We start from the raw sequence: 24,480 nt of genomic DNA, 5'->3' as shown, positions 1-24,480 counted from the left end.
GTTCCCTTACTCAATCACTTTGGGAACTAAGAACAAGCCGCGCTCCACAGCGGGGGCACTTTGTTGGTTGGCATCGCGCTGATTGGGCTCGCTGGCCACGTCGTCGCGCAGGCGCAAGGCCACTTCTTGGATGGTGGCAATGGGGTGCGGCAAGGGCTGAACGCCGGTGGTATCAACCGCGCGCATGGCTTCCACGATGGTGAAAAAGCCGTTGATTTGGTCCAACATGCGTTGGCCCTCCTCGGGTGGGAGCTCTAACCGGGCCAGATTGGCGATTCGGTCAATGTCTTGGGCAGATAAGGACATAAAAAAGTGACTCTTTACAGAAGCTGAAACCCACAAAAATGGGGGCTCAAACCGCCTTTTTTTTCAGGCGATCGGTTATTATCGTGTGTTCGCTGCAAGCTCTCCAAAAAAGCTTGTTCAAGCCCACAATTTACACCCTTCAATGACCCCCCAAACTGCAAGCTAGGCGCATCATGGCTTCAGTTGCTTAGGATTTGTTATGTTCAGCTCGTTTCGCCGTTATTTTTCTACCGATTTGGCCATTGATTTGGGCACGGCCAACACCCTCATTTTTGTCCGAGACAAAGGCATCGTTCTAGACGAGCCCTCCGTGGTCGCCATTCGCCACGAAGGCGGCCCCCAAGGCAAAAAAGTCTTGCAAGCCGTTGGCCACGAAGCCAAGTCCATGTTGGGCAAGGTGCCTGGCAACATCGAAGCCATTCGCCCCATGAAAGACGGCGTGATTGCCGACTTCACGGTTACCGAGCAAATGCTCAAGCAATTCATTCGCATGGTGCACCCCCGCAGCACCTTCCGCCCCAGCCCCCGCATCATCATTTGCGTACCCTGCGGCTCTACTCAGGTAGAGCGCCGTGCCATTCGCGAATCTGCTTTGGGCGCTGGCGCCTCCGAGGTGTACCTCATTGAAGAACCCATGGCCGCCGCCATTGGCGCGGGCTTGCCCGTGTCAGAAGCGTCAGGTTCCATGGTGGTCGACATTGGTGGTGGCACCACCGAAGTGGGCGTCATTTCTTTGGGCGGCATGGTCTACAAAGGCAGTGTGCGCGTGGGTGGCGACAAGTTTGACGAAGCCATCATCAACTACATCCGCCGCAACTACGGCATGCTCATTGGCGAGCCCACCGCCGAAGCCATCAAGAAAAGCATCGGTTCTGCCTTTCCAGGCAGCGAAGTGCGCGAAATGGAAGTCAAGGGCCGCAACCTGTCCGAAGGCGTGCCCCGCAGTTTCACCATCAGCAGCAACGAAATTTTGGAAGCGCTTACCGATCCCCTGAACAACATCGTGTCTGCGGTCAAAACAGCGCTCGAGCAAACTCCGCCCGAGTTGGGTGCCGACATCTCCGATCGCGGCATGATGCTCACCGGCGGTGGCGCTTTGCTGCGTGACCTCGATCGTTTGTTGTCTGAAGAAACGGGCTTGCCCGTCTTGGTGGCCGAAGACCCCCTCACTTGCGTGGCCCGCGGTTGCGGCATGGCCCTCGAACGCATGGACCGTCTGGGCAGCATCTTCACCAGTGAATAACACTGGCGCATCGCATGGCGCTGGAGTCTCTTGACCGCAGCCCCCCACCTTTCTTCAGGGTGGGGTTTGCGCCCCTGACCAAACTCTTTTTTTTTAGCGCCTTGTCGGTGCTATTGATGTTTGGCGACAAACAGCTGCAATTTACAAAACCCATTCGCGCGGGTTTGTCGACACTGATCATGCCAGTGCAATGGCTGGTCTTGCAGCCTGGGCAAGTGGCATCGTCGGTCGGTGACTATTTTCAAAATTTGGATCAAGCGCAAAAAGATTTGCAGGCCCTCCAACTCAAACAACTGCAGCAAAGCGCACGCGCACAACAGGTTGAGCAATTGCTCATTGAAAACCAAAACCTGCGTCAGCTCTTAGATTTGAAAAACACAGTTGCGACCCCATCCCAAGTGGCAGAAATTTTGTTTGATGTGCCAGACCCCTACAACCAACGCATCGTGATCGACAAAGGTCAAACCAAGGAGGTGGTTTTGGGCTCGCCTGTTATTGATGCTGGGGGCGTTATCGGCCAAGTCACTCGCGTCTATCCATTGACAGCAGAAGTCACCCTCTTAACCGATCGCGATCAAAGCATTCCCGTCATGAACAGTCGCACAGGGGCGCGCAATATCAGCAGTGGCAACATCATGTCGGGCACCCCCCTCATTGAACTGAAATTTGTACCCGCCAGTGCCGACGTTAAAGAAGGCGATTTGCTCACCACCAGCGGCATTGATGGCGTCTACCCTGCAGGCTTGCAAGTGGCGCGCATCAGCCACATTGAAAGGCGCGTAGACATTTCTTTTGCGCGCATTCATGCAACGCCCTTGGCTGAACTCAAAGGCCGACATGTGCTGGTCTTGCAGCCCACCGGCATTCAAGCTGCCAGCAAAGGAAAAGCGCCATGATCATGGATCGCCGCGAAGCTTTGTTGTTGCCCGTTAGCCCATGGTTCATCGCCATCAGTTTGCTGCTGTCATTGCTGGCCAGCATGTTGTTAGGCTTGGCCCAAACTTTGTGGTTGCCCGATGTGCTGGCAGTGGTCATTTTCTTTTGGGGCATTCATCAGCCACGCAGAGTGGGCATGGCCATTGCCTTTGTCTTCGGCTTGTGGATAGACGCTCAACAATCGTCACTGATGGGTCAACACGCACTTTGTTATGTGCTTCTCAATTACTTTGCATTCAGCATGCACCGTCGCTTGCTTTGGTTTCCCATCAAAGACCAGATGATTCAAATCTTGCCGTTTTTCATTGTGTCGGATGCGCTCGGCTTAATCATTCGACTCAGCACTGGCAATGAATTTCCTGGATGGTCTTTGCTGCTCACGCCGTTCACAGCCACTTTGTTGTGGCCTGTTGCAAACTTTATTTTGCTAGCCCCTCAGCGTCGGGCACACGATCCTGACGCCAACCGCCCCATCTAAACCATGGCGCTGCACCTGCCCTCCCTGAGTGAGTTGCGCAACACCGAGTTTGAGATTTTTAAATTTCAAACCCGAGTGATGGTGCTTCAAGGTGTGGTGCTCTTGTGCTTCGCCTTGCTAGGCATGCGTTTGTTTTATCTGCAAGTCATTCGTCACGACGATTTGTTAGAGCAAGCCGAAAACAATCGCACGGCCATTCTGCCAACCGTGCCCAATCGCGGCACCATCATCGACCGCAATGGCGTGGTGTTGGCCAACAACTATTCTGCATACACCTTGGAGATCACACCTTCACGTGTCAAAAATTTAGAGGCGACCATCGACAGTTTGTCTGAGATCGTTGAAATTTCTGCGCGCGACAGAAAACGCTTCAAGCGTATGCGCGAAGAATCCAAAAATTTTGACTCCTTGCCCATTCGCTCCAGACTCACCGACGAAGAAGTGGCCAAATTCACTGCGCAGCACTATCGATTTCCAGGTGTTGAAATCAAAGCGCGCTTGTTTCGCAATTACCCCTTTGGCCACTTGGCCAGCCATGTGGTGGGCTACATCGGTCGCATCAATCAAAAAGAAAAAGAGCAACTGGAAGAAAGCGATGACGAGGGCAATTACCGCGGCACCCAATACATCGGCAAGTTAGGCGTAGAACAGCGCTACGAGCGCGAATTGCACGGCATCACAGGTGTTCAAGAAGTTGAAACCTCAGCAGGCGGCCGTGCCGTCAGAAGGCTTGCCAGCCGCCCCGCCACACCCGGCCAAAATGTGGTGCTCTCGATCGACATCAAACTGCAAAAAATGATTGAGGATCTTTACGGCAACCGACGCGGCGCTTTGGTTGCCCTAGACCCTCGCACGGGTGAAGTGTTGGCCTTTGTCAGCAAGCCCACTTTCGATCCCAATTTGTTTGTGGATGGCATCGACAGCGAGAGCTGGAAAATGCTGAGTGAATCGATTGACAAACCGCTGCTCAATCGCGCCTTGCGGGGCACCTATCCGCCAGGCTCCACCTACAAACCTTTCATGGCGCTTGCGGCACTTGAAACAGGCAAACGCAGTGCCAGCGAAATCACCAATGACACCGGTTCTTGGACCTATGGCGGGCACACCTTCAGAAGCCACGGCGATGGGGGTTTAGGGCCCGTCGATATGGTTCGCTCCATCGTGCTGTCTAGCAATGTTTATTACTACTCATTGGCCAACACCATGGGGGTCGACACCATCCATGACTTCATGAAGCCACTGGGCTTCGGTCAAATCACTGGGCTCGATTTGCCCGGCGAATTGCGCGGCACCTTGCCCAGCACCGAATGGAAAAAGAAGACTTATAAAAAACCAGAACAGCAACGTTGGTACGGTGGAGAAACAATTTCCTTGGGCATTGGGCAGGGCTACAACGCATTCACCATGTTGCAATTGGCCAATGCAACCGCCATTTTGGCCAACGGCGGCACCTCCAACAAACCTCGCTTGGTCATGGCCACCCAAGATCCCATACAGCGTGTCGATCGCGCGGTTGTGAGCGATCCACCTATCAATTTGGGTTACAAGCCAGAGCACGTGGAAGTGATCAAACAAGGCTTGATTGGTGTTGCCAAAGAAGGCACCTCTGCCCGCGTGTTTGCAGGCACGCCCTATCAAAGCGCTGGCAAAACTGGCACAGCGCAAGCTGTGACCATTGGTCAAAAAGACAAATACAACGCCAGCAAGCTGGAAGAGCATCAACGCGACCATGCCTTGTACATGGCTTTTGCGCCAGCAGAAAATCCTCAAATTGCCTTGGCCATCGTGGTTGAAAATGCAGGCTTTGGTGCAGCCCAAGCAGCGCCCATTGCCAGGCGCGTTTTTGACTATTGGTTATTGGGTGACTATCCCAGCGTAGAAGACATCGAGGCCTCACAGAAAGGCATGGCGTCAACGCCCATTGGCACCCGCAGACGCAAAGAGGATGTTCAGCTTGTGCCGAGTGAAGGCGTTACAAGCCTGATGGGAAAAAGGTAGGTATTTCTCTATACCCGTTTTAGATCCGCTCAACACCCAATTTTCCGGACTGCACAGAAAAACTTGCGAGCGTACTCACAGCAGTGTCTGCTTTCGTGACATCTTCTACAACGCGCAATGTTGTTTTGAGTCCAGAGGGCGAAAATTCGCAAACGCCATAACCGCGCTTTTCGTTGTCGTTGAAAATGTAATGTGGATTTTTTGCGAGTCTGACATCCATGACAGCACGCGTTGCAGCAGTAGGCCGCGAGGTAATGCTGGTGCCACAAAACTCTGAAGCCAATATCTTGCTTCTAACTTTTGTGTAGTCGGCCTTAACGTGGCCCACCCAATTGGCATGCACATCGCCACCAATGACCACATTACTGGCATGACTGCCTGCCAAGCTGCCCAAAAGACGTTCACGTGCTGCAGGGTAACCATCCCAACCATCATTTGAAATGCGACCACTCGCACCGAAGGGGCCAATCAGCGTGGCTTGCCCGACAACCTGCCAAGTTGTTCCGGTCATGCCGAGTTGTTGGTGAAGCCAATCTTCCTGAGTCTTGCCAAGCATCGTTCGAGCTGGGTCTTTAAGTGCCTCGCAAGTTTTAGGATCGATGACGGCAGAACCTAAGCGACCGTCCGGGTTGCAAACTGCCGGATCTTTATATTGGCGTGGGTCAAGTAGCATCATGTTTGCCAACTGCCCCCAACGCAGGTTTTGGTAGATACGCAGCTCGTTTGGCTTAGAAGACCGTTCAATCAAACCGGCCAAGGCTTTGGTCAAAACACTTGAGCGAACTGGCATGTGTTCGTACCATGCCTGGTAGGCTGCGGCACGCCGTTTTGAGAAATCAGTGCTCGGTTCCGCTTGACTTGCATACCCTGCCGTGTCGCCGGTGTAATCATTTTGGACTTCGTGATCATCCCAAGTAAAAACCCAAGGGCAGGCCAAGTGAGCGGCTTGCAAGTCGGCATCGCTCTTATGCAAAGCATATCTCTGTCGGTAGTCAGCAAGGCTCTGCACCCAGCCTCCAGTGACTAAGCGCACAGCATTGGCGGCATTGGTTGTGCCGGGGTATTCATAAATGTAGTCACCCAAGAACATGACCAAATCAAGCTGCTCTTGTGCCATGTGCCGATAGGCGCCGTAAAACCCATGGCCCCAATGCTGGCAACTTGCATAGGCCATACGCAAACTATTCACTTTGGCATCGACCGCAGGCAAGGTGCGTGTTCGACCCACCGCACTAGTAAATTCACCTGCATGAAAACGGTAAAAGTACCAGCTGTCAGACATCAACCCTGCTAGTTCTACATGCACCGAATGGCCCAATTGGGGAGTAGCGACACTCGTACCTTGTTGAACAATGCGCTGAAACTTATCGTCATGCGCAATTTCCCATCTGACCGATGCGTTTTCATTTCCTAACGAGGAAAAAATGCCGCTGGGCAACAAGCGCGTCCACAACACAATGCCATCTGACGTCGGCGAACCGCTGGCAACGCCAAGGGTGAAGGGGTTTGAGCTTATTTTTGCTTGCCCCCAACTGGCACCTGGCCACCAAATACCGGCAACGGTTGAAGCACTAGCGGCCGTAAACTTCAGAAGATTTCGTCTATCAAGCAAGGGGGCTGTTTTCTTGATGTTTGGCATGTTATCTGTCCCTATGGCGATGACCTCGTAATCAATGGCAAGTCTTCAAGTTGCAGGCGAGAAATCAGAAAATGTGGTGCGGCTGGCGGGGATCGAACCCACGACCCTTGGCTTCGGAGGCCAATACTCTATCCACTGAGCTACAGCCGCGCCCGATTCCTCTTTGGAAGAGGTCCTTGATTATGGCATGCAGGCCTTGAAAACATCCCTACATGGCCTGAACGCCTTGACCTCGAGGTTATAATTTAAAGTTGATTCCGGTCAACCGGACACAGTTCAATAGAGATTCATTGAGGACGCTATGAGCGACAACAGCCACGATCAAGCCCACGAAGACCACACAGGCCCGGTCAAAACACCCAAACAAATGTTGATGCTGAGCTTTGCCTCCTTCATCATTCCCGTTTTCATCATCATTGGCTTGGTCTACTACGTGACTTCCGCCAACAAAACAGCTCCCGGTGGCGACACAGAGCGTGCCGTTGCCGAACGCATTCAAAAAGTGGGCATGGTTGAAGTTCGTGATGCCAACCGCCCATTGAAGGCTGGTCAAGAAGTTTACAAAGCACAATGCGCAGCTTGCCACGATGCGGGTGCCGCTGGTGCACCTAAATACGCAGATGTTGGCGCCTGGGCTCCTCGCATCAAAACAGGTTATGACTCTTTGGTAAATTCAGCCCTCAAAGGCAAAGGTGCCATGGGTGCCCAAGGCGGTGGCGACTTCAGCGACCTCGAAATTGGCCGTGCTGTTGCCTACCTCACGTCCGCTGCTGGCGGCAAGTTCAAAGAGCCTGAGCAACCCGCTGCACCCGCAGAGAAAAAGTAATCTCACATTGGCCAGCCCCTTTGTTGTGGGCTTGCTTTCAAACCGCTCGATGCAAATCAGAGCGGTTTTTTATTGTCTGACGCTGGGCTAAGACAAAAGCCAAAACGTGTTGACATTTCTGCGACTGCCATTGACTCAAGCGGCCACAAGTGTAGTGACAAGCCTTCTGCTGCTTGCGCAACATCCAAGGTATGAAGCAAGCCAAATCCTAGCGAGGTTTGAAAATAGACCTTGCCAGCTTCGTCGGTGAAGCATGTTTGCCCTTGCGTTTCTTGACCGGTTTGCGCGGTCAATTTGAAGTCTGCTGACAGTCGCCAAATCCATGGCGTTGCCGCCAACTCAACATAGACACGTTGCGGGCCGTTCTGAAAAAACCAGGCACCCGAGTCATCTGCCGCATAGTTGCGGTGAATAAACCCGATGAGTTTTTCGTGTTGCAACAAGGACCCCTTAGCACCTGGCACACCACTTTGAAAACTGCCTAGTGCTTGTGCCGCATCATCTCTTAAATACCAGTGGCCACGTTCATCCAAACCCAACCAGCCAAAGCAGTTTGGGACATTGGGCCACTTGTTCATCGCCTGTTTGACAATATCGTCCATGGCTTTGATCTTAGTGGATGTGTTGCAAAAGCCATTGGCCCACAGCCTGCGGCATGGCTTTCAAATGGCCCGGCAAACTTCCTTTAGCAAAGCCAACATGCCCGCCATGCGCTGGCTGCCACAGTGTGACGTGGGCACTAACTTTCTGTATTGTGGGCAAACTGTATGCAGGTATGAACGGATCGTTCTTGGCATTCAGAGCCAATGCGGGAACAGCGATGTCTTGCATCTTGGGCAATGCAGAGGCACGCCGCCAATAATCAGCGGTGTTTTGAAAGCCGTGCAATGGCGCGGTGAACACATCGTCAAACTCATAAAGATCTCGGGCCGCCAATAGTTTTTGGGCATCAAACAAGCCGGGGTGTTGTTTTAACTTGGCCATGGCTTTGGGCTTCATGGTTCGCAAAAACATGCGGGTGTAGACCTGTCGATTGAAACCTTCACCAATGGCTTTGCCGCTGGCACTCAGGTCCAGTGGTGAACAAATGGACGCTACGGCCTTGACGATTTGCTGGGCCGATTGACCCTGCTCACCTGCCCACCTCATCAAAGCATTGCCGCCCAACGACACCCCTGCCGCCAACAAGCCTGGGCGTTTTTGCGCATCCACCCTTTGTTTGAATTTGACCAGCAAGTGATGAACCTCTTCGTGATCACCTGAGTGATAAGCCCGCGGCGCCAAGTTCAACGTACCACTGCAACCTCTGAAATGGGGCACTGCAATATCGCAGTCATTGTGGTGAGCCCAATCGGCAAATGCTTGCGCATAGTGGCTGCCAGATGATCCCTCTAGGCCATGAAATAGAACCAACAAGGGTCTCGGCAAAGTGGCTGTCGCTGATTCACAAAAATCAACGTCGACAAAATCTTGATCGGGTGTTGTCCACCTTTCGCGGCGCCAAGTTGGCGGCTCAGCATCAAACCGGCGCGACCATAGCGCCGGCCAAATGGTTTGTAAATGGCCGCCAGGCAACCATGGCGGCGCCATGTAGTCTGTCAATGCAACACCGCAGGACTGGAAGACACTTCTGCGGGTGCAGTCGGTGTGCCCGGGCTGGCATGGTGCGCCACCATGCGCCAACCCTGCGGCGTCTTGTGATACACGTTGGTAGCCACCACAAATGCGGTTTGGGGTCCATTGGCACCCAGCACTTCCACGCGCTCTACCAAGTGATGCATGGCACTGGCCAATGAGTCGACTTTGTGAACTTGGGTAGGCTGCGCTTGTACCGTGCCATTGGCAAACATGGCTTCAAAGTTGGCACGGATAGCGCCTGCACCAATTAATCGAGGACCGCCAGGATGCACACACACAATTTCTTCTTCATCGGCCCAACACGCCATCAAGCGCTCAATGTCGCCTTGTCTGAGTGCGTCGTAAAACGCAGCTTCGACATCGTCTGGATTGCCACCCAATGTGGCCGCTTGAAGTTTTGCTTTGCGCATGGTGTCCTTAGAAACAAAAAACCCGGCGTGCGCCGGGTTTCAGAAAACGATCAGCGCGTTCAACGCCATCATTTTATTTTTTAGTGCGGAACTTGCGCAAGGCCGCCAGTTGGGCAGCAAACACTGCCAACTCGCTTTGCGCACGTGCCATGTCGATTTCGGACTTGGCATTGCGAAGAGCGTCTTCTGCAGCAGCTTTGGCTGCATTGGCTTTCTCTTCGTCCAAATCTTTACCGCGAATAGCAGTGTCAGACAACACGGTCACGTGGTCGGGTTGCACTTCCAAAACACCGCCAGCCACGAAGACAAATTCTTCGGTGCCGTCGGCTTTTTCGATGCGAACAGAGCCAGCCTTGATGCGTGAAATCAACGGTGTGTGACGGGGATAAATGCCCAACTCGCCAGCTTCACCAGGCAAGGCCACAAAACGGGCTTCACCTGAGAAGATGGACTCTTCGGCACTGACCACATCAACGCGGATGGTGTTCATAGTTTGTTCCTTGAAAAGGGTTTACAAAAATGGCTTACGCCATTTTCTTGGCCTTTTCGAAGGCTTCGTCAATGCCGCCAACCATATAGAACGCTTGCTCTGGCAAGTGATCGCACTCACCGGCCACAATCATCTTGAAGCCACGGATGGTTTCAGACAAAGGCACGTACTTACCAGGTGAGCCAGTAAACACTTCAGCAACGTGGAAAGGTTGTGACAAGAAACGCTGAATCTTACGAGCACGGGCCACAGCCAACTTGTCTTCAGGAGCCAAGTCGTCCATACCCATAATGGCAATGATGTCGCGCAGTTCGCGATAACGCTGCAATGTGCCCTGAACAGCGCGCGCTGTTTCGTAGTGATCGACACCCACGACCAAAGGATCGAGCTGACGGCTTGTGGAGTCCAAAGGATCCACAGCGGGGTAGATACCCAAAGAAGCGATGTCACGAGACAACACCACGGTGGAGTCCAAGTGAGCAAAGGTGGTGGCAGGAGATGGGTCGGTCAAGTCATCGGCAGGCACGTAAACGGCTTGGATGGAAGTGATGGAGCCCACTTTGGTAGAGGTAATACGCTCTTGCAAACGGCCCATTTCTTCGGCCAGTGTAGGCTGGTAACCCACCGCAGAAGGCATACGACCCAACAAGGCGGACACTTCGGTACCGGCCAATGTGTAACGGTAGATGTTGTCCACGAAGAACAACACGTCTTTGCCTTCGTCACGGAAAGATTCGGCAATGGTCAAACCTGTGAGGGCCACGCGCAAACGGTTGCCTGGTGGCTCGTTCATCTGACCGTACACCATCGCCACTTTGGACTCAAGCAGGTTTTCCAGATTCACCACACCAGAGTCAGCCATCTCGTGATAGAAGTCGTTACCTTCACGTGTACGCTCACCCACACCAGCGAACACGGACAAGCCGCTGTGCGCTTTGGCGATGTTGTTAATCAGTTCCATCATGTTCACAGTTTTGCCCACACCGGCACCACCGAACAGACCCACTTTACCGCCCTTGGCGAATGGGCAAACCAAGTCAATCACCTTGATGCCGGTTTCCAGCAATTCTTGTGAAGGGCTCAATTCGTCATAAGCAGGGGCCTTACGGTGAATAGACGCTGTGAGTTCTTGGCTGACAGGACCGCGCTCGTCGATGGGCGTGCCGAGCACGTCCATGATGCGACCCAATGTGGCCTTGCCAACTGGCACTGTGATGGGGTTGCCGGTGTTGGACACCATCAAACCGCGGCGCAGACCGTCGGATGAACCCAGCGCAATGGTACGCACCACGCCGTCACCGAGTTGCTGCTGCACTTCCAATGTCAGGGCAGAGCCGTCCATTTTCAGAGCATCATAAATCTTGGGCATTTGATCGCGTGGAAATTCCACGTCAACCACGGCACCAATACATTGAACAATTTTTCCTTGGGCTTGCATTTTTCGCTCCAATAATTTGAATTAGCTGAACTGTCTTAATCGTCTTAGCCGCTGATCGCCGCGGCGCCAGAAACGATTTCGGACAATTCTTTCGTGATGGCTGCTTGACGAGTTTTGTTGTAAACGAGTTTGAGCTCGCCAATCACATTACCCGCGTTGTCTGTTGCGGCTTTCATGGCGACCATGCGTGCTGCATGCTCGGAGGCCATGTTTTCTGCAACAGCTTGGTAAACCAAAGCTTCCGCGTAACGAACCAACAAGTCGTCAATGACAGCTTGTGCATCGGGTTCGTACAAATAGTCCCAACCATGTTGTTTACCAGCGGCTTGGGTCTCGGCTTCCATCTTGTCGGCCGACAAAGGCAACAACTGATCGATGGTAGGCTGTTGAGCCATGGTGCTGATGAACTTGTTGTAGCAGAGGTAAACCGCGCTCAACTCGCCGTTGGCATACGCATCGAGCATGACCTTGACGGGGCCGATGAGTTTTTCCAAATGGGGTTTGTCACCCAAGTGCGTCACTTGTGACACCACTTTGGCGCCCACGCGATTCAAGAAGCCCAAACCTTTGCTACCGATGGCCACTGCTTGCGCAGTTTTGCCAGCGTTTTGCGTGTCACGCAACTGTGTGGTCACAGCGCGCAACAAGTTGGTATTCAGACCGCCGCACAAACCTTTGTCAGTGGTGACCACAATGAAGCCAACGGCTTTGCCGTCGGTGTGCTTCATATAAGCGTGCACATACTCAGGGTTGGCCTTGCCAAGATTGCTCGCGATGGCGCGAATTTTCTCAGCGTAAGGACGTGCCGTGCGCATGCGCTCCTGCGCCTTGCGCATTTTGGAGACAGAAATCATCTCCATCGCTTTGGTGATCTTCTTGGTGTTTTCCACCGATTTGATCTTGGTGCGTAGTTCCTTGCCCGATGCCATCAGAGGCTCCTTTTGGTCAGGTAGAAATTAAGCAAAAGTTTTCTTGAAGGCGGCCACAGCAGCGTTCAACTCGGCTTCGGCGTCTTTGTCCAAAGCTTTGGTCTCTTCGATTTTTGCCAACAATGCGGCATTTTTATCTTTGAGGTACGCGTGCAAACCACTTTCGAAGGACAGAATTTTCTTCACGTCCACGTCGTCCATGAAACCTTTGTTGACAGCGAACAAAGAAGCGCCCATCAAGCTGATGGATTGTGGGCTGTACTGAGCCTGCTTCAAGAGTTCTGTCACGCGGGCACCGCGGTCGAGTTGTTTGCGTGTGGATTCGTCCAAGTCAGAAGCGAACTGCGCGAACGCAGCCAATTCACGGTACTGCGCCAAGTCGGTACGGATACCGCCAGACTGACCCTTGATGACTTTGGTTTGAGCCGAGCTACCCACGCGAGACACAGAAATACCGGCGTTAATCGCGGGACGAATACCTGCGTTAAACAACGATGTTTCCAAGAAGATCTGGCCGTCGGTAATCGAAATCACGTTGGTTGGCACGAAGGCTGACACGTCACCGGCTTGCGTTTCAATGATTGGCAAAGCTGTGAGTGAACCTGTTTTGCCTTTGACCGCGCCTTTGGTGAAGGCTTCGACGTAGTCGGCATTGACGCGAGCTGCACGCTCGAGCAAACGGCTGTGGAGATAGAACACGTCGCCAGGGTAAGCTTCGCGGCCTGGTGGACGGCGCAAGAGCAATGACACTTGACGGTAAGCCACAGCTTGCTTAGACAGATCGTCATAAACGATCAATGCGTCTTCGCCGCGGTCGCGGAAATACTCACCCATGGTGCAACCAGAGTAGGCTGACACATATTGCATGGCTGCGGATTCAGAAGCGGAAGCTGCCACCACAATGGTGTAAGCCATGGCGCCAGCTTGTTCCAACGCGCGAACCACGTTTTTGATGGAAGAAGCTTTTTGACCAATCGCCACATACACGCAGGTCATGTTCTGACCTTTTTGGTTGATGATGGCGTCGATGGCCACAGCTGTTTTACCAGTCTGACGGTCACCAATGATCAATTCACGTTGACCACGGCCCACGGGCACCATGGAGTCAATTGACTTCAAGCCAGTTTGCATGGGCTGGTCAACTGATTTACGTGCGATCACACCAGGCGCAACCTTTTCGATCACGTCGGTCATCTTGGCGTTGATGGGGCCTTTGCCATCGATAGGCTGACCCAAAGCGTTGACCACACGGCCAATCAACTCGGGACCCACGGGCACTTCTAAAATGCGGCCTGTACATTTGACAGTGTCGCCTTCAGAGATGTGCTCGTACTCACCCAAAATCACGGCGCCGACAGAGTCACGCTCCAAGTTCAAAGCCAAACCGAAGGTGGCAACACCAGCGGCTGTAGCGGGGAACTCAAGCATCTCGCCTTGCATCACGTCAGACAGGCCGTGCACGCGCACGATACCGTCGGTTACGGACACCACGGTGCCTTGGTTACGGATGTCTGCATCAGAAGACAAACCTTGGATTCGGCTCTTGATCAGCTCAGAAATTTCTGCTGGATTGAGTTGCATGACTCTTTCCTTCTTTCTTTAAATAGATCTGGCCTCTCGCTGCATCAAGCAGTGAGAGCCACTTTCATTTGTTCCAGACGGGCCTTGACGGAAGTGTCCAACACCTCGTCCCCCACGACCACGCGCACGCCACCAATCAGTGACGCATCGACCTCAACGCTGACGTTGAGTTTGCGGCCAAAACGCTTTTCCAGTGTTCCGGACAGATCAGCCAAAGCGGCTGCATCAATGGGGAAAGCACTGTGAACGATCGCATCGGCGGTGCCACCTTGCGCATTTTTGAGTGCACGAAATTGGCTGGCAATTTCGGGCAATGCAACAAGACGGCGGTTTTCAATGGCCAAACGCAAGAAGTTTTGAGCTGCTGCGGGCAACGCGGTTTTCACGATGCCAGACATCAGATCGAACACTTGCGCGTCGGTCACCTTGGGGTTTTCAGAGAATTGCAACAGTTGCGAGTTGCTCGCAACTGCGGCAAGCTCGTCGAGCCAAGCTGCAGTTCCCGCAAGGTCGGCTGTTTGCGCTTTGAAAAGCGCATCAGCGTAAGGGCGGGCGATGGTTGCAAGTTCTGCCATGGTCTTCTCGGACTGATAAAGGTTTACAGCTCGGTCTTCAGACGGTTCAACAGATCAGCATGAACACCAGCATTGACTTCCTTGCGGAGAATCTGCTCGGCGCCCTTCACAGCCAATGCCGCAACTTGCTCACGCAAAGTTTCACGGGCATTGACCGTTTGTTGCTCTGCTTCAGCTTTTGCTGCAGCAATGATCTTGTTGCCTTCTTCAGTGGCACGGGCTTTGGCTTCTTCGATGATCGTCAAAGCACGGCGCTCGGCGTCAGCCAAGCGAGAAGCCGTTTCGTTGCGTGAGGTGGCCAATTCGGCTTCGACGCGCTGGTTGGCAGCGGCGAGTTCTGATTTGGCTTTGTCAGCAGCGGCGAGGCCGTCGGCGATTTTTTGAGCTCGTTCATCCAAAGCGGCTGCAAGGGGTGGCCACACGAATTTCATCGTGAACCAAACCAGAATTGCAAAAACAATGGCTTGAACAAACAGGGTTGCATTGATACTCACGGCAACACCTTTCTTTTGGTTGTTGCAGGAATTACTTCAGAACAAACGGATTCGCGAACGCGAACATCATGGCGATACCAACGCCAATCAGGAAAGCCGCGTCAATCAAACCAGCCAACAAGAACATTTTGGTTTGCAGTTCGTTCATCAATTCGGGTTGACGAGCAGCTGCCTCGAGGTATTTGCTGCCCATGATACCGATACCGATACAAGCGCCAATCGCGCCCATGCCGATGATGAGACCAGCTGCCAAAGCGACGTAACCGAGAACGTGTTCCATTTAATTGCTCCTATGGATGATGATGGAAAGGTTGAGAAAAAACTAAACTAAATTGTGACGCTTAGTGAGCGTCGTGCGCTTGACCGATGTAGACCAAAGTCAACATCATGAAAATGAAAGCTTGCAAAGCCACGATCAAGATATGGAAGATGGCCCAGATGGAGCCAGCGATCACGTGACCGATGGGCAACAAGATGCCTGTCAATGACATGGCGGCTGTACCGCCCATCAAAGCGATCAACATGAAAATCAGTTCGCCGGCATACATGTTGCCGAAGAGTCGCATGCCGTGTGACACGGTTTTGGCGACGAATTCAATCATTTGGAAGACAAAGTTGAAGGGCCACAAAATAGGGTGGGCACCGAAGGGCGCTGTGGTCAACTCATGGAACCAACCGCCAAATCCTTTGATTTTGATGTTGTAGTAGACACAAATCAGCAAAACAGACACAGACATACCCAAGGTGGTGGACAAGTCGGCTGTAGGCACTACGCGGAAGTAATGGATGCTGTGATCTAGGCCGGTGACAGCAAACAAGGTGTGGAACAAGTCGACAGGCAAGAAGTCCATCGAGTTGAGCAAGAAGATCCAAACAAAGACGGTCAAGGCCAAAGGCGAGACCAACTTGCGGCTTTGCGCGTTGTGAATGATGCCCTTGGCTTGGGAATCAACCATTTCAAACAAGATTTCAACGGCAGCCTGGAAACGGCCAGGAACGCCTGAGGTAGCCTTGCTGGCAGCCTTCCACAAAAAGAAGCTACCCAAAACGCCCAACAAAATACCCCAAAAAATGGAGTCGATGTTGAAGACTGAAAAGTCAATCACACCGGCCATCGGCTTGTTTTGCAGATGGGTCAGGTGGTGGCCGATGTATTCACCGGCGCTGGGAGCGTTTGCAGCTGACATTCTCTAGGCTCTTTAAAAATTAACTTTAACTTTTCAACTTGGACATAACTTAAGCAACTGGGTGAAACACTTTGCGCCAGGCAAACACCACCCAATAAACCTTCATCGTGACCACAAGGCCCACCAACATGGCAGGCCAACTTAAATCTTTGACCCATCGGGTTGCCGCAAAAAGCATGGCAACCGTAAGACCGATCTTCACCATCTCCCACAACAAAAATCCAAAGACCGCGGCCCCCGAATTAATGCTGCTGGTTTTGCTGGTAAGGCCCCGCGCGAACAACGCTGCAGGAAGCACCACCGACAAAGCCCCATATGCTGCTGACCATGCTGCCGATACCCGCCCCGTAAAGAGCCAAGTGAGGGCAGCAACTGCCAAGCCTACCAAAACCTGCGCGAAAACCACACGCCATATAGAAAGGAGGGGCTGCTGAAGTCGTAACTGTTGAACTTCTTCAGCTGTCAAGGGCCTGATGTTCTCAGTGCCATTGAAATCGCCGTCTTCGTCTACAAAATCTTGTGTTGGTATTCTGGCCATGATTGATTACATCCAGGTTACAGATACCCTTGGTTTCGCAAAGCTCACGATTATAGGTGAAAACCCATACATTGAAAAAGGGTCACAATTGAAAAGGGATTTAATTTCAACCAACCGCATCTCCAAAACACTCAAACCATGTACGAACTGATCAAATTTTCCCATCTGGCCGCCGGCATTATTTGGATGGGTGGCATGGCACTCATGATTTGGGCCCTGCGCCCCGTGGCCATCGCCCAATTGGAACCCGCACAACGGCTACCCTTGCTTAGCGGCGTCTTGTCCCGCTTCTTTAAAATGGTGGTGGCCTGCATTGTCGTGCTGCTGGCTTCGGGCGGCATCATGCTGATGGGCGTCGACATGGCCTTAGCCCCCAGGGGCTGGCATGTCATGATTGGCCTAGGCAGCCTGATGTGCCTCATTTTTGGGCATTTGTTTTTCGGTCCCTTTAGAAAAATGAAAGCGGCATTGGCAGCGGGCGAGTTGCCTGCGGCGGGGGCGCAATTGGCCAAAATACATCCTTTGGTTCTTATAAACTTCTCTTTAGGATGGGTGGCCATAGGTGCCGTGGTGATTTGGCGCTAAATCTTGCACCCCAACCCTTTTTAAAACACTTTGTCGACCTCCATATGAGCGCCTCCACCAATCCTCCCAACCTCGACCCTCGCAAAGAGTCGCTGATTGAGTACCCGTGCAGCTTTCCCATCAAAGTCATGGGCGCCAGGGTCGATGGCTTTGCAGAGGCCATGGTCCAAGTTGCCAAGCAGTTTGACCCCGAGTTTGACCCTGCCACCCTAGAAATGCGACCCAGCAAGGCTGGCAACTACCTCAGCGTGACTTTGACCATTCGCGCAACCAGCCGTGAGCAACTGGACAACATGTACCTTGCCCTGACCTCACACCCCATGGTCAAAATCGCGCTTTGACTTAGCGCTTTAACGTCGCCCTTAAACGTCCGCTTTCAGCCTTTGATATTCACCATGCAGGTCAAGCTCCTCGGTCAGGCCAACTACCTGGACACTTACCAAGCCATGCAGAGTTTCACGGCTGAAAGAGGCGCGGAAACACAGGACGAGTTGTGGCTGTGTCAGCATCCGCCAGTATTTACGCAAGGTTTGGCTGGCTTGGCGGGACATGTCTTGCATGCTGGCGATATTCCCGTGGTACCCACCAACAGGGGCGGCCAAGTCACCTACCACGGACCCGGACAAGTCATGGCCTACCCGCTTGTCAACCTGCAAAGGGCGGGCTACTTTGTCAAAGAATATGTGTACCGCCTTGAAGAAGCCGTCATTCGCACACTGTCTCACTTTGGCGTGACAGGGCACCGCGTACCCAATGCCCCGGGCATCTATGTTCGCTTGGCCGACCCGTTCGCGCACCAAGCCTTAACTGGACCTGCCTTGCCCAACGACCCCTTCAAAGGCTTGGGAAAAATCAGTGCCTTGGGCATCAAGGTCAGCCGCCAGTGCACCTATCACGGCTTGGCTTTGAACGTCAAAATGGACCTCGAGCCCTTCCTTCGCATCAATCCTTGTGGATATGCCGGTCTCCAAACCGTGGATCTTTTTACAATAGGGGTCAATACCTCGTGGGAAGAAGCTGCAGATGTTTTGGCACACAAGCTGACATCTTTGCTGGCACCCTGACACCGAAAGAAAGCAATGACCAAAGACTCCGGCATCACCCGCAACGTGGTGCGAGAAGCGCAGACACAAGAAAACTACGACGCTTCAGCCAAACAAAAGGCGGCCGCGAAGTTGTCGCGCATTCCCATCAAAGTGGAAGCAGGCGAAATTCTGAAAAAGCCCGATTGGATTCGCGTCAAAGCAGGCTCACCAACCACGCGCTTTTACGAAATCAAAGACATTCTGCGCAAAAACAGTCTGGTCACTGTGTGCGAGGAAGCCAGCTGCCCCAACATTGGAGAGTGCTTTGGTAAAGGCACGGCCACCTTCATGATCATGGGCGACAAATGCACGCGTCGCTGCCCTTTTTGTGATGTGGGTCACGGCCGCCCCGATCCATTGGATGTGAACGAACCCAGCAACTTGGCGCGCACCATTGCCGACCTAAAGTTGAGCTATGTGGTCATTACCAGCGTAGACCGCGACGACTTGCGCGATGGGGGCGCAGGTCACTTTGTCGACTGCATTCGCCAAACCCGCGAGCTGTCGCCCAAAACCCAAATTGAAGTTTTGGTGCCCGACTTTAGAGGCCGTGACGACCGCGCGCTTGAAATTCTCAAAGCGGCGCCACCCGATGTCATGAACCACAATCTAGAAACAGTGCCACGTCTGTACAAAGAAGTGCGCCCTGGTTCCGACTATCAGTTCTCATTGCAACTTCTCAAAAAATTCAAGGCCTTGTTTCCTGACGTGCCGACCAAGAGCGGCTTGATGGTGGGCTTGGGTGAAACCGACGAAGAAATTTTGGAAGTGATGCGCGACATGCGTGCACACAACATCGAAATGCTCACACTGGGTCAGTACTTGGCACCTTCTAACAGCCACTTGCCTGTGAAGCGTTATGTGCACCCCGACACTTTCAAAATGTTTGAAGAAAAAGCCTACGAGATGGGCTTCAAGCATGCGGCTGTTGGCGCGATGGTTCGATCAAGTTATCACGCAGATCAACAAGCGCACGAGGCGAGTTTGGCGCGTTGACCGCCTCTCAAAAAGCCGTCTTCTCTGCGCTGGGCGCGATTGCACTGTGGGCCACACTGGCGCCCGTGGGTGTGAGGCTTTCTCACCTGCCGCCTTTTTTATCTACCGGTTGCGCTTTATTAATCGGCAGTTTGGTCGCTTTGCCTTGGTCTGGTTTTCAATGGCGTCTTGCCATCGTGCCCGCCAGCACCTTGTTGCTGGGTATTTACGGCTTGTTTGGCTTTCACTTTTTGCTGTTTCTAGCGCTCAGAACTGCGCCTGCAGTTGAAGCCAATTTAGTCAATTATTTGTGGCCCCTGCTGATCGTTGTATTGGCGCCGATGTTCCACAAAGGGGCACGATTGCATTGGCGACAACTTGTAGCGGCATTGGCAGGTTTCAGCGGTGCTGTGTTGGCCATCACTGGCGGTCGCGTCATTGAATTTCAATTCAGCGCAGGCTATTGGGCCGCGTTGGCTTCAGCCATCGTCTGGGCCACCTATTCGCTTATGACGCAGAGAGTGCCTGCATTTCACACCGCGGCCATTGGCAGTTTTGGTTTGGCTTCAGGCCTGTTATCTCTGGCTTGTCACTTTGTCTTGGAAGCACCTGTGATGCTTTCGACAAACGATGCTTTGTTGTTAACTTGGATGGGCTTGGGGCCCTTGGGCTTGGCGTTTTATTTGTGGGATGCGGCCCTTAAGAAGGGCCGCGCGCAACAAATAGGATTGCTCAGTTTTTTGACGCCGCTGGGCTCAACCGTTTTGCTTTTGTTAGACCGACAAGAAGCGCTCACCGCCGCAGTGGCGTGTGCGGGTGTATTGATTGTGGGTGGCGCATGGCTAGGGCGCAGTGTCAGCAACGAAGCGGCCAACGACCCCTATTTTGAAACGCCAGCCAAGCCAAACTAAGCCAACAGCAGGCTGGCAGGATCTTCCGAGTCCAACACTTTCGCGGCCAAGGTTTTGAGCTTTTCGGTGTCGGCACGCAAAATTTGTTGCTTGACCAGCAGCACCTGCGAAGGGTGCATTGAGAAACTTCTCAGTCCCATGCCCAATAGCAATCGGGTCATACCAACATCGCCCGCCATCTCACCACAAACGGACACGCTCTTGCCTTGCGCCGCGCCTTCCGCAATGGTGTCGGCAATCAAGCGTAACACTGCTGGGTGCAAGGGATCGTACAAGTGCGCCACTGTTTCATCCGCACGGTCAATGGCCAAGGTGTATTGAATCAGGTCATTGGTACCAATGGACAGAAAGTCAAAGTGCTTCAAAAATAGTTTGAGAGACAAAGCCGCAGCAGGGATTTCAATCATGGCGCCTAGTCGAACATTGCCATAGGCAACACCGCGTGCGTCCAAGTCGCGCTGGGCTTGCTTGACCAGTGCCAGGGTTTGATGAATTTCACTGGCGTGTGCCAACATGGGCACCAACAAATTGACTTTACCCAAGGCAGCCGCTCGCAAAATAGCGCGCAATTGCGTCAAGAACATTTCGGGGTCGGCCAAGCTCCAACGAATGGCTCGCAGGCCCAGAGCAGGGTTCAAGTGGGCGGCGTCGTGACGCGCTTCATCGAGCGGCTTGTCTGCACCCACATCGACTGTTCGAATGGTCACTGGCAAGCCCTTCATGCCTTCGATGGCCCGCCGATATTGCTCAAATTGCTCGTCTTCTTCCGGCAAATTGCCCTGCCGGCCCATGAACAAAAACTCACTTCTAAAAAGCCCCACACCGACAGCGCCAGCCAACACAGCGGCATCGGCATCTTCAGGCATTTCGATGTTGGCCAGCAGTTCAATTTTTTGGCCATCTAAAGTAACGGCGGGTGTGTGCCTCAGTCTTGAAAGACGTTCTCGCTCCAAGTCCCCTTGTCTTTGCTTGAAGCCGTACTCGGCCAAAATAATGGGCGAGGGATCGACAATGACAACGCCCATGTCGCCATCAATGATGACCCAATCGTCTTGGCGAATGAGTTGGCTGGCGCTTCTAGCACCCACAACTGCAGGAATGTCTAAGCTGCGCGCCACAATGGCGGTGTGCGACGTTTTGCCGCCAACATCGGTCACAAATCCAGTAAACACACTTTGCTTAAACTGCAGCATGTCAGCGGGCGACAAATCGTGCGCCACCAACACCAAGGGCACGTCCATGGTGTCGCCCAATTGCAATTCTTGTTGCGGCCTTGCATGTGGCTTGGTTCTCACCACAGGCGAGGTTCCACCTTTCAAGAAATGCAAGACACGTTCAGTGACTTGTTCGAGATCTGATTTACGCTCGCGCAAATAGGCATCTTCCATTTCGTCAAACTGGCGTCCGATGACTTCCATTTGACTGCTCACAGCCCACTCGGCGTTGTAGAAACGCTCTTCGATCCATTGCTTCACGCCTGCAGACAAACTCTCATCTTCCAAGAGCATCAAGTGCACATCGAGCAAGGCGCCCAATTCGGGCGGTGCATCGGCTGTGAGTTCTTGTTGAAGTCGTTTGAGTTCGTCGACCACGGCGTTGCGCGCTTGACGCAGTCGGTCTATTTCTGCAGCGACTTGATCGTGCTGAATGAAATAGTGCGCAACGTCAACTCGGCTCGAAGCCACCAGCACCGCACGCCCAATGGCAATGCCTCTGGCAACTGCTAAACCGTGGATGCTAAAAGTCATTCACCCTCGCCAAATTTGTCGGCAATGATGGCCAGAACGGCGTCCAAAGCCTCTTGTGCTTGCTCACCATCTGTGTCAATGGTGACTTCGCTGCCAATGCCAGCAGCCAACATCATGACGCCCATGATGCTTTTGGCATTGACCCGGCGCTCGCCTTTGGCGATCCATACTTCGCACGGAAAACTACCGGCCAGTTTGGTGAGCTTGGCAGACGCTCGCGCATGGAGGCCGAGCTTATTGCTGATGGTCGTCGTAGCTTGGAGCATGTCGAGTTCCTGTTTGAATTTGAGGCGCGGTGCAGCCAACGGGCATGATGCCTTGCGCACCACCGGTTTGCGCACGCGAGGCCAAGGCATCCAGCGTTTCGTGACGATAGCAAACGCTTCTGAGCAACATGGGTAAGTTGACACCCGCCAGCAAGCGCGTGTCGATGCCATCGTTGAGTTTTTGTGCGATGTTGGAGGGGGTTGCACCAAAGACATCACTCAAAAGCAAAACTTCTGAAGTATTCAATTTGGCCATGGCCGCTTTGGCCAATTGCAAGCTTTCTTCTGGGCTGGCATTGGGCGCAATGTCGAGCGCCTGCACACCAGAAGCACAATCTGGAAAAACGTGCAAAGCACATTCACGCAAAGCCGAAGCCAGCGGTGCGTGGGCAACGATGAGAATTCCAATCATGCCGAATTATCGCGGTTTGCCCAATGAAAATAAACATAGGACAGCGTGGCACACGCGCCAAACACCGAAAACGCAGACTGAAACGCCAAAACAGGTGGCCAGCCCAATGATTTGAAGAAGTCCACGCCCAGGCCAATGCCCCACTGAACCACAAACACGCCCACGAAGATCACCAAGTTGTAGGCCGACAAAGCACGGCCTGCCAGATGCGATGGGAAGGCCATGCCAACGGCTGGCTGGGCCAAAGAGACAAAGGTGCTGCTGACACAAAACAAAGTCAACACAATGGCGGTGTGACCGCCCAATTGAGGGCCCAGCGCAATCAGGGTGGCCAAAATCAAAAGGCTGATCGGCTGACCCCAGGCAATCAAGCGATTGGGCGAAAGGCCACGTTGGGCCAATTTGGGCGTCACCAAACCCCAAATCCAAAATGTGACGAGCATGGTCAAGTTGATACCAAACAAGCCCGTGGCTGCCTCAATGGGTGTATAGCCACCGACCACCGTCATCCAGGGGCCCGCCCACAAAGTTTGAACTGCCAGCATGCCGGCATAACAAAAGAATCCAATCGGGGCCATGCGCCAGAAGTAGGCGCTGCGCCAAATGGGGCCATAGCCGGCTTCTGCGTCAACGGGCTTGGCCGAAGTTTCTTGCGGCTTTTCCCAAGCAGGGACGATCCAATGAATCATCAACATGGCCACCACCACCAACACTGCCAAACCCGCAAAAATAGCGCGCCAGCCGGTGAAGGGCATTAACCACTGGACAGGCAAGGTGGAGCAGAGCATGCCCAGTGAGCCGGTCATCAGCATCCAAGAATTGGCGCGAAGTTGCGAGCCTGGGTCCATCCAGCGCCTGTAGCCGGTCAGGGGTGCCATTAAGCAGGCGCTAACACCAATGCCGCACAACACGCGGGCCAACCACAAGCCCACAAAACTCTCGGCCATGGCAAAACAAATGCAACCCAAGACAGCCACCACCAAAAAGGACAAGATGACTTTTTTGGGGCCATGCAAATCCAACCATTTACCCAAGGGCAACTGCGTGACCGAAAATCCTAGAAAGTAGCCGCCGGCCAACAGTCCCAAATCTTGCGCCGACAGTGCCAGCTCTTGTGTCAGGGCCGGTGACAGTGTGGCCGTGATGGCGCGCATCAGGGTGGATAAAAAATAGGCAAAAGCAAAGGCCAAAAAGACCCCGACCATTTGACGCCTTGCCAGCATAGGGCTTTGGCTTGGATTCATGGCAACTTAAAGCTTTCTATAAATGGGTCGGCACTTTGCTGACTTTGTGATTTTTTGACCTTGTTTTGATAAACAACCGCATGCACCATGCGCAGTTGACTGCCTTCTAGGTGAGAGAACCAAACGGCATGGGCGATCAATGCTTGCCCATTTGGGCCTGTCCCTTTTGCCAGGACACGCACAGCGCCCTCTAAGGCTGATTTGGGTGGCGTCCAAGTCGCCTCTTGAACTTCAGTGGCGCGCATGTTTTGCAAAGTCGCTTGACGCCAGCCCTTGATCAATTCATTGCGGTCCACCGATGCTGGGGCTTGCGTTGACATGACGGCCCAGACAGCGTCTTCGGCTTCACAGCCTGCCACCGCAAGTTCCAAGGCTTGTCCTGCCATGCTGACTGTGCGCACGGTTTTGTCAGGCTTGCAGGGCAACTCAAAGCGCAAAGCGCTGCCTTCCAACTGACTGGCTCGCCAGTTCAGGCTGGGCTGGCAAGCGGGTAAACCCAACAATCCCAATAGGGTGATGACAGTAAACAACAATTTCGACATGGCTTG

Annotated in this window: 29 protein-coding genes and 1 tRNA gene; 10 read left to right on the top strand and 20 right to left on the bottom strand. The window is 53.2% G+C overall.

The window, feature by feature from the left end; translation table 11 throughout:
- Positions 1-6: 6 nt before the first annotated feature.
- Positions 7-306 (bottom strand): Asp-tRNA(Asn)/Glu-tRNA(Gln) amidotransferase subunit GatC, encoded by a 300-nt coding sequence (gene gatC, locus AMM03_RS12735; RefSeq protein ID WP_090132193.1) that lies wholly within the window; start codon positions 304-306, stop codon positions 7-9.
- A 199-nt stretch (positions 307-505) separates the two neighbouring features.
- Here gatC and AMM03_RS12730 point away from each other — a divergent pair, with 199 nt between their 5' ends.
- From AMM03_RS12730 to mrdA, 4 genes are read left to right on the top strand one after another with little or no spacing between them, the layout of a single operon-like run.
- A complete protein-coding gene (locus AMM03_RS12730) occupies positions 506-1,549 on the top strand; it encodes a rod shape-determining protein (protein ID WP_055359523.1) in 1,044 nt (347 codons plus the stop codon).
- Between the two features lie 14 nt (positions 1,550-1,563).
- Entirely contained in the window at positions 1,564-2,445 is an 882-nt protein-coding gene (gene mreC / locus AMM03_RS12725; protein ID WP_090132191.1) for a rod shape-determining protein MreC, read from the top strand.
- A complete protein-coding gene (gene mreD / locus AMM03_RS12720) occupies positions 2,442-2,963 on the top strand; it encodes a rod shape-determining protein MreD (protein ID WP_090132189.1) in 522 nt (173 codons plus the stop codon). Before mreC ends, mreD begins: the two co-directional genes overlap by 4 nt.
- 3 nt (positions 2,964-2,966) lie before the next feature.
- Positions 2,967-4,961, top strand: a complete 1,995-nt coding sequence (gene mrdA, locus AMM03_RS12715; RefSeq protein WP_369793712.1) for a penicillin-binding protein 2 — start codon at positions 2,967-2,969, stop codon at positions 4,959-4,961.
- A 19-nt stretch (positions 4,962-4,980) separates the two neighbouring features.
- Here mrdA and AMM03_RS12710 read toward each other — a convergent pair whose 3' ends face one another.
- Both AMM03_RS12710 and AMM03_RS12705 read right to left on the bottom strand, forming a co-directional pair.
- Complete coding sequence (locus AMM03_RS12710; protein ID WP_090132187.1) at positions 4,981-6,600, bottom strand: alkaline phosphatase D family protein; 1,620 nt, start codon at positions 6,598-6,600, stop codon at positions 4,981-4,983.
- Positions 6,601-6,674: 74 nt separating this feature from the next.
- Positions 6,675-6,750, bottom strand: a tRNA-Arg gene (locus tag AMM03_RS12705).
- A gap of 151 nt (positions 6,751-6,901) precedes the next feature.
- On the opposite strand from AMM03_RS12705, the gene AMM03_RS12700 reads away from it, so the two are divergent.
- The gene (locus tag AMM03_RS12700) at positions 6,902-7,426 is read left to right on the top strand and encodes a c-type cytochrome (protein ID WP_090132185.1); all 525 of its coding nucleotides are present in this window, start codon (positions 6,902-6,904) and stop codon (positions 7,424-7,426) included.
- 56 nt (positions 7,427-7,482) lie between these two features.
- On the opposite strand, the gene AMM03_RS12695 is transcribed toward AMM03_RS12700, so the two are convergent.
- From AMM03_RS12695 to AMM03_RS12640, 12 genes are all read right to left on the bottom strand, one after another.
- Positions 7,483-8,028, bottom strand: coding sequence for a DUF2946 family protein (locus tag AMM03_RS12695; RefSeq protein WP_090132182.1), 546 nt, complete (start codon positions 8,026-8,028; stop codon positions 7,483-7,485).
- Positions 8,029-8,038: 10 nt separating this feature from the next.
- A complete protein-coding gene (locus AMM03_RS12690) occupies positions 8,039-9,016 on the bottom strand; it encodes a YheT family hydrolase (protein ID WP_090132325.1) in 978 nt (325 codons plus the stop codon).
- Positions 9,017-9,024: 8 nt separating this feature from the next.
- Positions 9,025-9,474 carry a YybH family protein gene (locus tag AMM03_RS12685; protein WP_090132180.1) on the bottom strand — a complete coding sequence of 150 codons (450 nt, stop codon included), beginning with the start codon at positions 9,472-9,474 and terminating at the stop codon, positions 9,025-9,027.
- 73 nt (positions 9,475-9,547) lie between these two features.
- Positions 9,548-9,964 carry a F0F1 ATP synthase subunit epsilon gene (locus AMM03_RS12680; RefSeq protein ID WP_090132179.1) on the bottom strand — a complete coding sequence of 139 codons (417 nt, stop codon included), beginning with the start codon at positions 9,962-9,964 and terminating at the stop codon, positions 9,548-9,550.
- A gap of 34 nt (positions 9,965-9,998) precedes the next feature.
- Positions 9,999-11,402 (bottom strand): F0F1 ATP synthase subunit beta, encoded by a 1,404-nt coding sequence (gene atpD / locus AMM03_RS12675; protein WP_090132177.1) that lies wholly within the window; start codon positions 11,400-11,402, stop codon positions 9,999-10,001.
- Between the two features lie 44 nt (positions 11,403-11,446).
- Positions 11,447-12,331, bottom strand: a complete 885-nt coding sequence (gene atpG / locus AMM03_RS12670) for a F0F1 ATP synthase subunit gamma (RefSeq protein WP_090132175.1) — start codon at positions 12,329-12,331, stop codon at positions 11,447-11,449.
- A 27-nt stretch (positions 12,332-12,358) separates the two neighbouring features.
- The gene (gene atpA / locus AMM03_RS12665; protein ID WP_090132174.1) at positions 12,359-13,912 is read right to left on the bottom strand and encodes a F0F1 ATP synthase subunit alpha; all 1,554 of its coding nucleotides are present in this window, start codon (positions 13,910-13,912) and stop codon (positions 12,359-12,361) included.
- Between the two features lie 44 nt (positions 13,913-13,956).
- Positions 13,957-14,487 (bottom strand): F0F1 ATP synthase subunit delta, encoded by a 531-nt coding sequence (locus tag AMM03_RS12660; protein ID WP_090132172.1) that lies wholly within the window; start codon positions 14,485-14,487, stop codon positions 13,957-13,959.
- 23 nt (positions 14,488-14,510) lie between these two features.
- A complete protein-coding gene (locus tag AMM03_RS12655) occupies positions 14,511-14,981 on the bottom strand; it encodes a F0F1 ATP synthase subunit B (RefSeq protein ID WP_055359510.1) in 471 nt (156 codons plus the stop codon).
- Positions 14,982-15,012: 31 nt separating this feature from the next.
- Positions 15,013-15,261 (bottom strand): F0F1 ATP synthase subunit C, encoded by a 249-nt coding sequence (gene atpE / locus AMM03_RS12650; protein ID WP_055359509.1) that lies wholly within the window; start codon positions 15,259-15,261, stop codon positions 15,013-15,015.
- Between the two features lie 61 nt (positions 15,262-15,322).
- A complete protein-coding gene (gene atpB / locus AMM03_RS12645; protein WP_090132170.1) occupies positions 15,323-16,168 on the bottom strand; it encodes a F0F1 ATP synthase subunit A in 846 nt (281 codons plus the stop codon).
- A 49-nt stretch (positions 16,169-16,217) separates the two neighbouring features.
- On the bottom strand, positions 16,218-16,706 hold the full coding sequence (locus AMM03_RS12640) for an ATP synthase subunit I (RefSeq protein ID WP_090132168.1): 489 nt from the start codon (positions 16,704-16,706) through the stop codon (positions 16,218-16,220).
- 138 nt (positions 16,707-16,844) lie between these two features.
- Here AMM03_RS12640 and AMM03_RS12635 point away from each other — a divergent pair, with 138 nt between their 5' ends.
- From AMM03_RS12635 to AMM03_RS12615, 5 genes are read left to right on the top strand one after another with little or no spacing between them, the layout of a single operon-like run.
- Positions 16,845-17,291, top strand: a complete 447-nt coding sequence (locus tag AMM03_RS12635; RefSeq protein WP_090132167.1) for a CopD family protein — start codon at positions 16,845-16,847, stop codon at positions 17,289-17,291.
- 44 nt (positions 17,292-17,335) lie between these two features.
- The gene (locus AMM03_RS12630; protein ID WP_090132165.1) at positions 17,336-17,632 is read left to right on the top strand and encodes a YbeD family protein; all 297 of its coding nucleotides are present in this window, start codon (positions 17,336-17,338) and stop codon (positions 17,630-17,632) included.
- A 54-nt stretch (positions 17,633-17,686) separates the two neighbouring features.
- Positions 17,687-18,355 carry a lipoyl(octanoyl) transferase LipB gene (gene lipB / locus AMM03_RS12625; RefSeq protein ID WP_090132163.1) on the top strand — a complete coding sequence of 223 codons (669 nt, stop codon included), beginning with the start codon at positions 17,687-17,689 and terminating at the stop codon, positions 18,353-18,355.
- Between the two features lie 15 nt (positions 18,356-18,370).
- Positions 18,371-19,372, top strand: a complete 1,002-nt coding sequence (gene lipA / locus AMM03_RS12620; protein ID WP_090132162.1) for a lipoyl synthase — start codon at positions 18,371-18,373, stop codon at positions 19,370-19,372.
- Complete coding sequence (locus tag AMM03_RS12615; RefSeq protein ID WP_090132160.1) at positions 19,369-20,262, top strand: DMT family transporter; 894 nt, start codon at positions 19,369-19,371, stop codon at positions 20,260-20,262. The genes lipA and AMM03_RS12615 overlap by 4 nt, the downstream gene beginning before the upstream one ends.
- On the opposite strand, the gene ptsP is transcribed toward AMM03_RS12615, so the two are convergent.
- The 5 genes from ptsP to AMM03_RS12590 are packed head-to-tail and all read right to left on the bottom strand — an operon-like array spanning position 20,259 to position 24,474.
- Positions 20,259-22,010 carry a phosphoenolpyruvate--protein phosphotransferase gene (ptsP, locus tag AMM03_RS12610; RefSeq protein WP_090132158.1) on the bottom strand — a complete coding sequence of 584 codons (1,752 nt, stop codon included), beginning with the start codon at positions 22,008-22,010 and terminating at the stop codon, positions 20,259-20,261. The two genes, AMM03_RS12615 and ptsP, sit on opposite strands and share 4 nt — an antisense overlap.
- Positions 22,007-22,276 carry an HPr family phosphocarrier protein gene (locus tag AMM03_RS12605; RefSeq protein ID WP_090132156.1) on the bottom strand — a complete coding sequence of 90 codons (270 nt, stop codon included), beginning with the start codon at positions 22,274-22,276 and terminating at the stop codon, positions 22,007-22,009. The genes ptsP and AMM03_RS12605 overlap by 4 nt, the downstream gene beginning before the upstream one ends.
- The gene (locus AMM03_RS12600) at positions 22,245-22,688 is read right to left on the bottom strand and encodes a PTS sugar transporter subunit IIA (RefSeq protein WP_090132154.1); all 444 of its coding nucleotides are present in this window, start codon (positions 22,686-22,688) and stop codon (positions 22,245-22,247) included. The genes AMM03_RS12605 and AMM03_RS12600 overlap by 32 nt, the downstream gene beginning before the upstream one ends.
- Positions 22,685-23,932, bottom strand: coding sequence for an MFS transporter (locus AMM03_RS12595; protein ID WP_228764700.1), 1,248 nt, complete (start codon positions 23,930-23,932; stop codon positions 22,685-22,687). The genes AMM03_RS12600 and AMM03_RS12595 overlap by 4 nt, the downstream gene beginning before the upstream one ends.
- Complete coding sequence (locus AMM03_RS12590) at positions 23,929-24,474, bottom strand: hypothetical protein (RefSeq protein WP_194942889.1); 546 nt, start codon at positions 24,472-24,474, stop codon at positions 23,929-23,931. The genes AMM03_RS12595 and AMM03_RS12590 overlap by 4 nt, the downstream gene beginning before the upstream one ends.
- Between the last annotated feature and the right edge of the window lie 6 nt (positions 24,475-24,480).

The sequence above is a fragment of the Limnohabitans sp. Rim11 genome (assembly GCF_001269365.1).
In the GTDB taxonomy this organism is placed as follows: Bacteria; Pseudomonadota; Gammaproteobacteria; order Burkholderiales; family Burkholderiaceae_C; genus Limnohabitans_A.
The sequence above is the reverse complement of the archived record's forward strand: the minus strand, read 5'-3'. Positions and strand labels throughout refer to the sequence as shown.

Bases quoted from the DNA above. Each gene is read 5' to 3' on its own strand.
- mreC (WP_090132191.1), top strand. From the start codon at position 1,564: ATGGCGCTGGAGTCTCTTGACCGCAGCCCCCCACCTTTCTTCAGGGTG.
- AMM03_RS12685 (WP_090132180.1), bottom strand. From the start codon at position 9,474: ATGCGCAAAGCAAAACTTCAAGCGGCCACATTGGGTGGCAATCCAGAC.
- AMM03_RS12635 (WP_090132167.1), top strand. From the start codon at position 16,845: ATGTACGAACTGATCAAATTTTCCCATCTGGCCGCCGGCATTATTTGG.
- atpB (WP_090132170.1), bottom strand. From the start codon at position 16,168: ATGTCAGCTGCAAACGCTCCCAGCGCCGGTGAATACATCGGCCACCAC.
- AMM03_RS12700 (WP_090132185.1), top strand. From the start codon at position 6,902: ATGAGCGACAACAGCCACGATCAAGCCCACGAAGACCACACAGGCCCG.
- AMM03_RS12605 (WP_090132156.1), bottom strand. From the start codon at position 22,276: ATGCTCCAAGCTACGACGACCATCAGCAATAAGCTCGGCCTCCATGCG.
- atpD (WP_090132177.1), bottom strand. From the start codon at position 11,402: ATGCAAGCCCAAGGAAAAATTGTTCAATGTATTGGTGCCGTGGTTGAC.
- AMM03_RS12730 (WP_055359523.1), top strand. From the start codon at position 506: ATGTTCAGCTCGTTTCGCCGTTATTTTTCTACCGATTTGGCCATTGAT.
- atpE (WP_055359509.1), bottom strand. From the start codon at position 15,261: ATGGAACACGTTCTCGGTTACGTCGCTTTGGCAGCTGGTCTCATCATC.
- AMM03_RS12600 (WP_090132154.1), bottom strand. From the start codon at position 22,688: ATGATTGGAATTCTCATCGTTGCCCACGCACCGCTGGCTTCGGCTTTG.
- mreD (WP_090132189.1), top strand. From the start codon at position 2,442: ATGATCATGGATCGCCGCGAAGCTTTGTTGTTGCCCGTTAGCCCATGG.
- AMM03_RS12590 (WP_194942889.1), bottom strand. From the start codon at position 24,474: ATGTCGAAATTGTTGTTTACTGTCATCACCCTATTGGGATTGTTGGGT.
- lipB (WP_090132163.1), top strand. From the start codon at position 17,687: ATGCAGGTCAAGCTCCTCGGTCAGGCCAACTACCTGGACACTTACCAA.
- AMM03_RS12630 (WP_090132165.1), top strand. From the start codon at position 17,336: ATGAGCGCCTCCACCAATCCTCCCAACCTCGACCCTCGCAAAGAGTCG.
- AMM03_RS12695 (WP_090132182.1), bottom strand. From the start codon at position 8,028: ATGGACGATATTGTCAAACAGGCGATGAACAAGTGGCCCAATGTCCCA.
- mrdA (WP_369793712.1), top strand. From the start codon at position 2,967: ATGGCGCTGCACCTGCCCTCCCTGAGTGAGTTGCGCAACACCGAGTTT.
- lipA (WP_090132162.1), top strand. From the start codon at position 18,371: ATGACCAAAGACTCCGGCATCACCCGCAACGTGGTGCGAGAAGCGCAG.
- AMM03_RS12690 (WP_090132325.1), bottom strand. From the start codon at position 9,016: ATGGCGCCGCCATGGTTGCCTGGCGGCCATTTACAAACCATTTGGCCG.
- AMM03_RS12640 (WP_090132168.1), bottom strand. From the start codon at position 16,706: ATGGCCAGAATACCAACACAAGATTTTGTAGACGAAGACGGCGATTTC.
- ptsP (WP_090132158.1), bottom strand. From the start codon at position 22,010: ATGACTTTTAGCATCCACGGTTTAGCAGTTGCCAGAGGCATTGCCATT.
- atpG (WP_090132175.1), bottom strand. From the start codon at position 12,331: ATGGCATCGGGCAAGGAACTACGCACCAAGATCAAATCGGTGGAAAAC.
- gatC (WP_090132193.1), bottom strand. From the start codon at position 306: ATGTCCTTATCTGCCCAAGACATTGACCGAATCGCCAATCTGGCCCGG.
- AMM03_RS12660 (WP_090132172.1), bottom strand. From the start codon at position 14,487: ATGGCAGAACTTGCAACCATCGCCCGCCCTTACGCTGATGCGCTTTTC.
- AMM03_RS12595 (WP_228764700.1), bottom strand. From the start codon at position 23,932: ATGAATCCAAGCCAAAGCCCTATGCTGGCAAGGCGTCAAATGGTCGGG.
- atpA (WP_090132174.1), bottom strand. From the start codon at position 13,912: ATGCAACTCAATCCAGCAGAAATTTCTGAGCTGATCAAGAGCCGAATC.
- AMM03_RS12710 (WP_090132187.1), bottom strand. From the start codon at position 6,600: ATGCCAAACATCAAGAAAACAGCCCCCTTGCTTGATAGACGAAATCTT.
- AMM03_RS12680 (WP_090132179.1), bottom strand. From the start codon at position 9,964: ATGAACACCATCCGCGTTGATGTGGTCAGTGCCGAAGAGTCCATCTTC.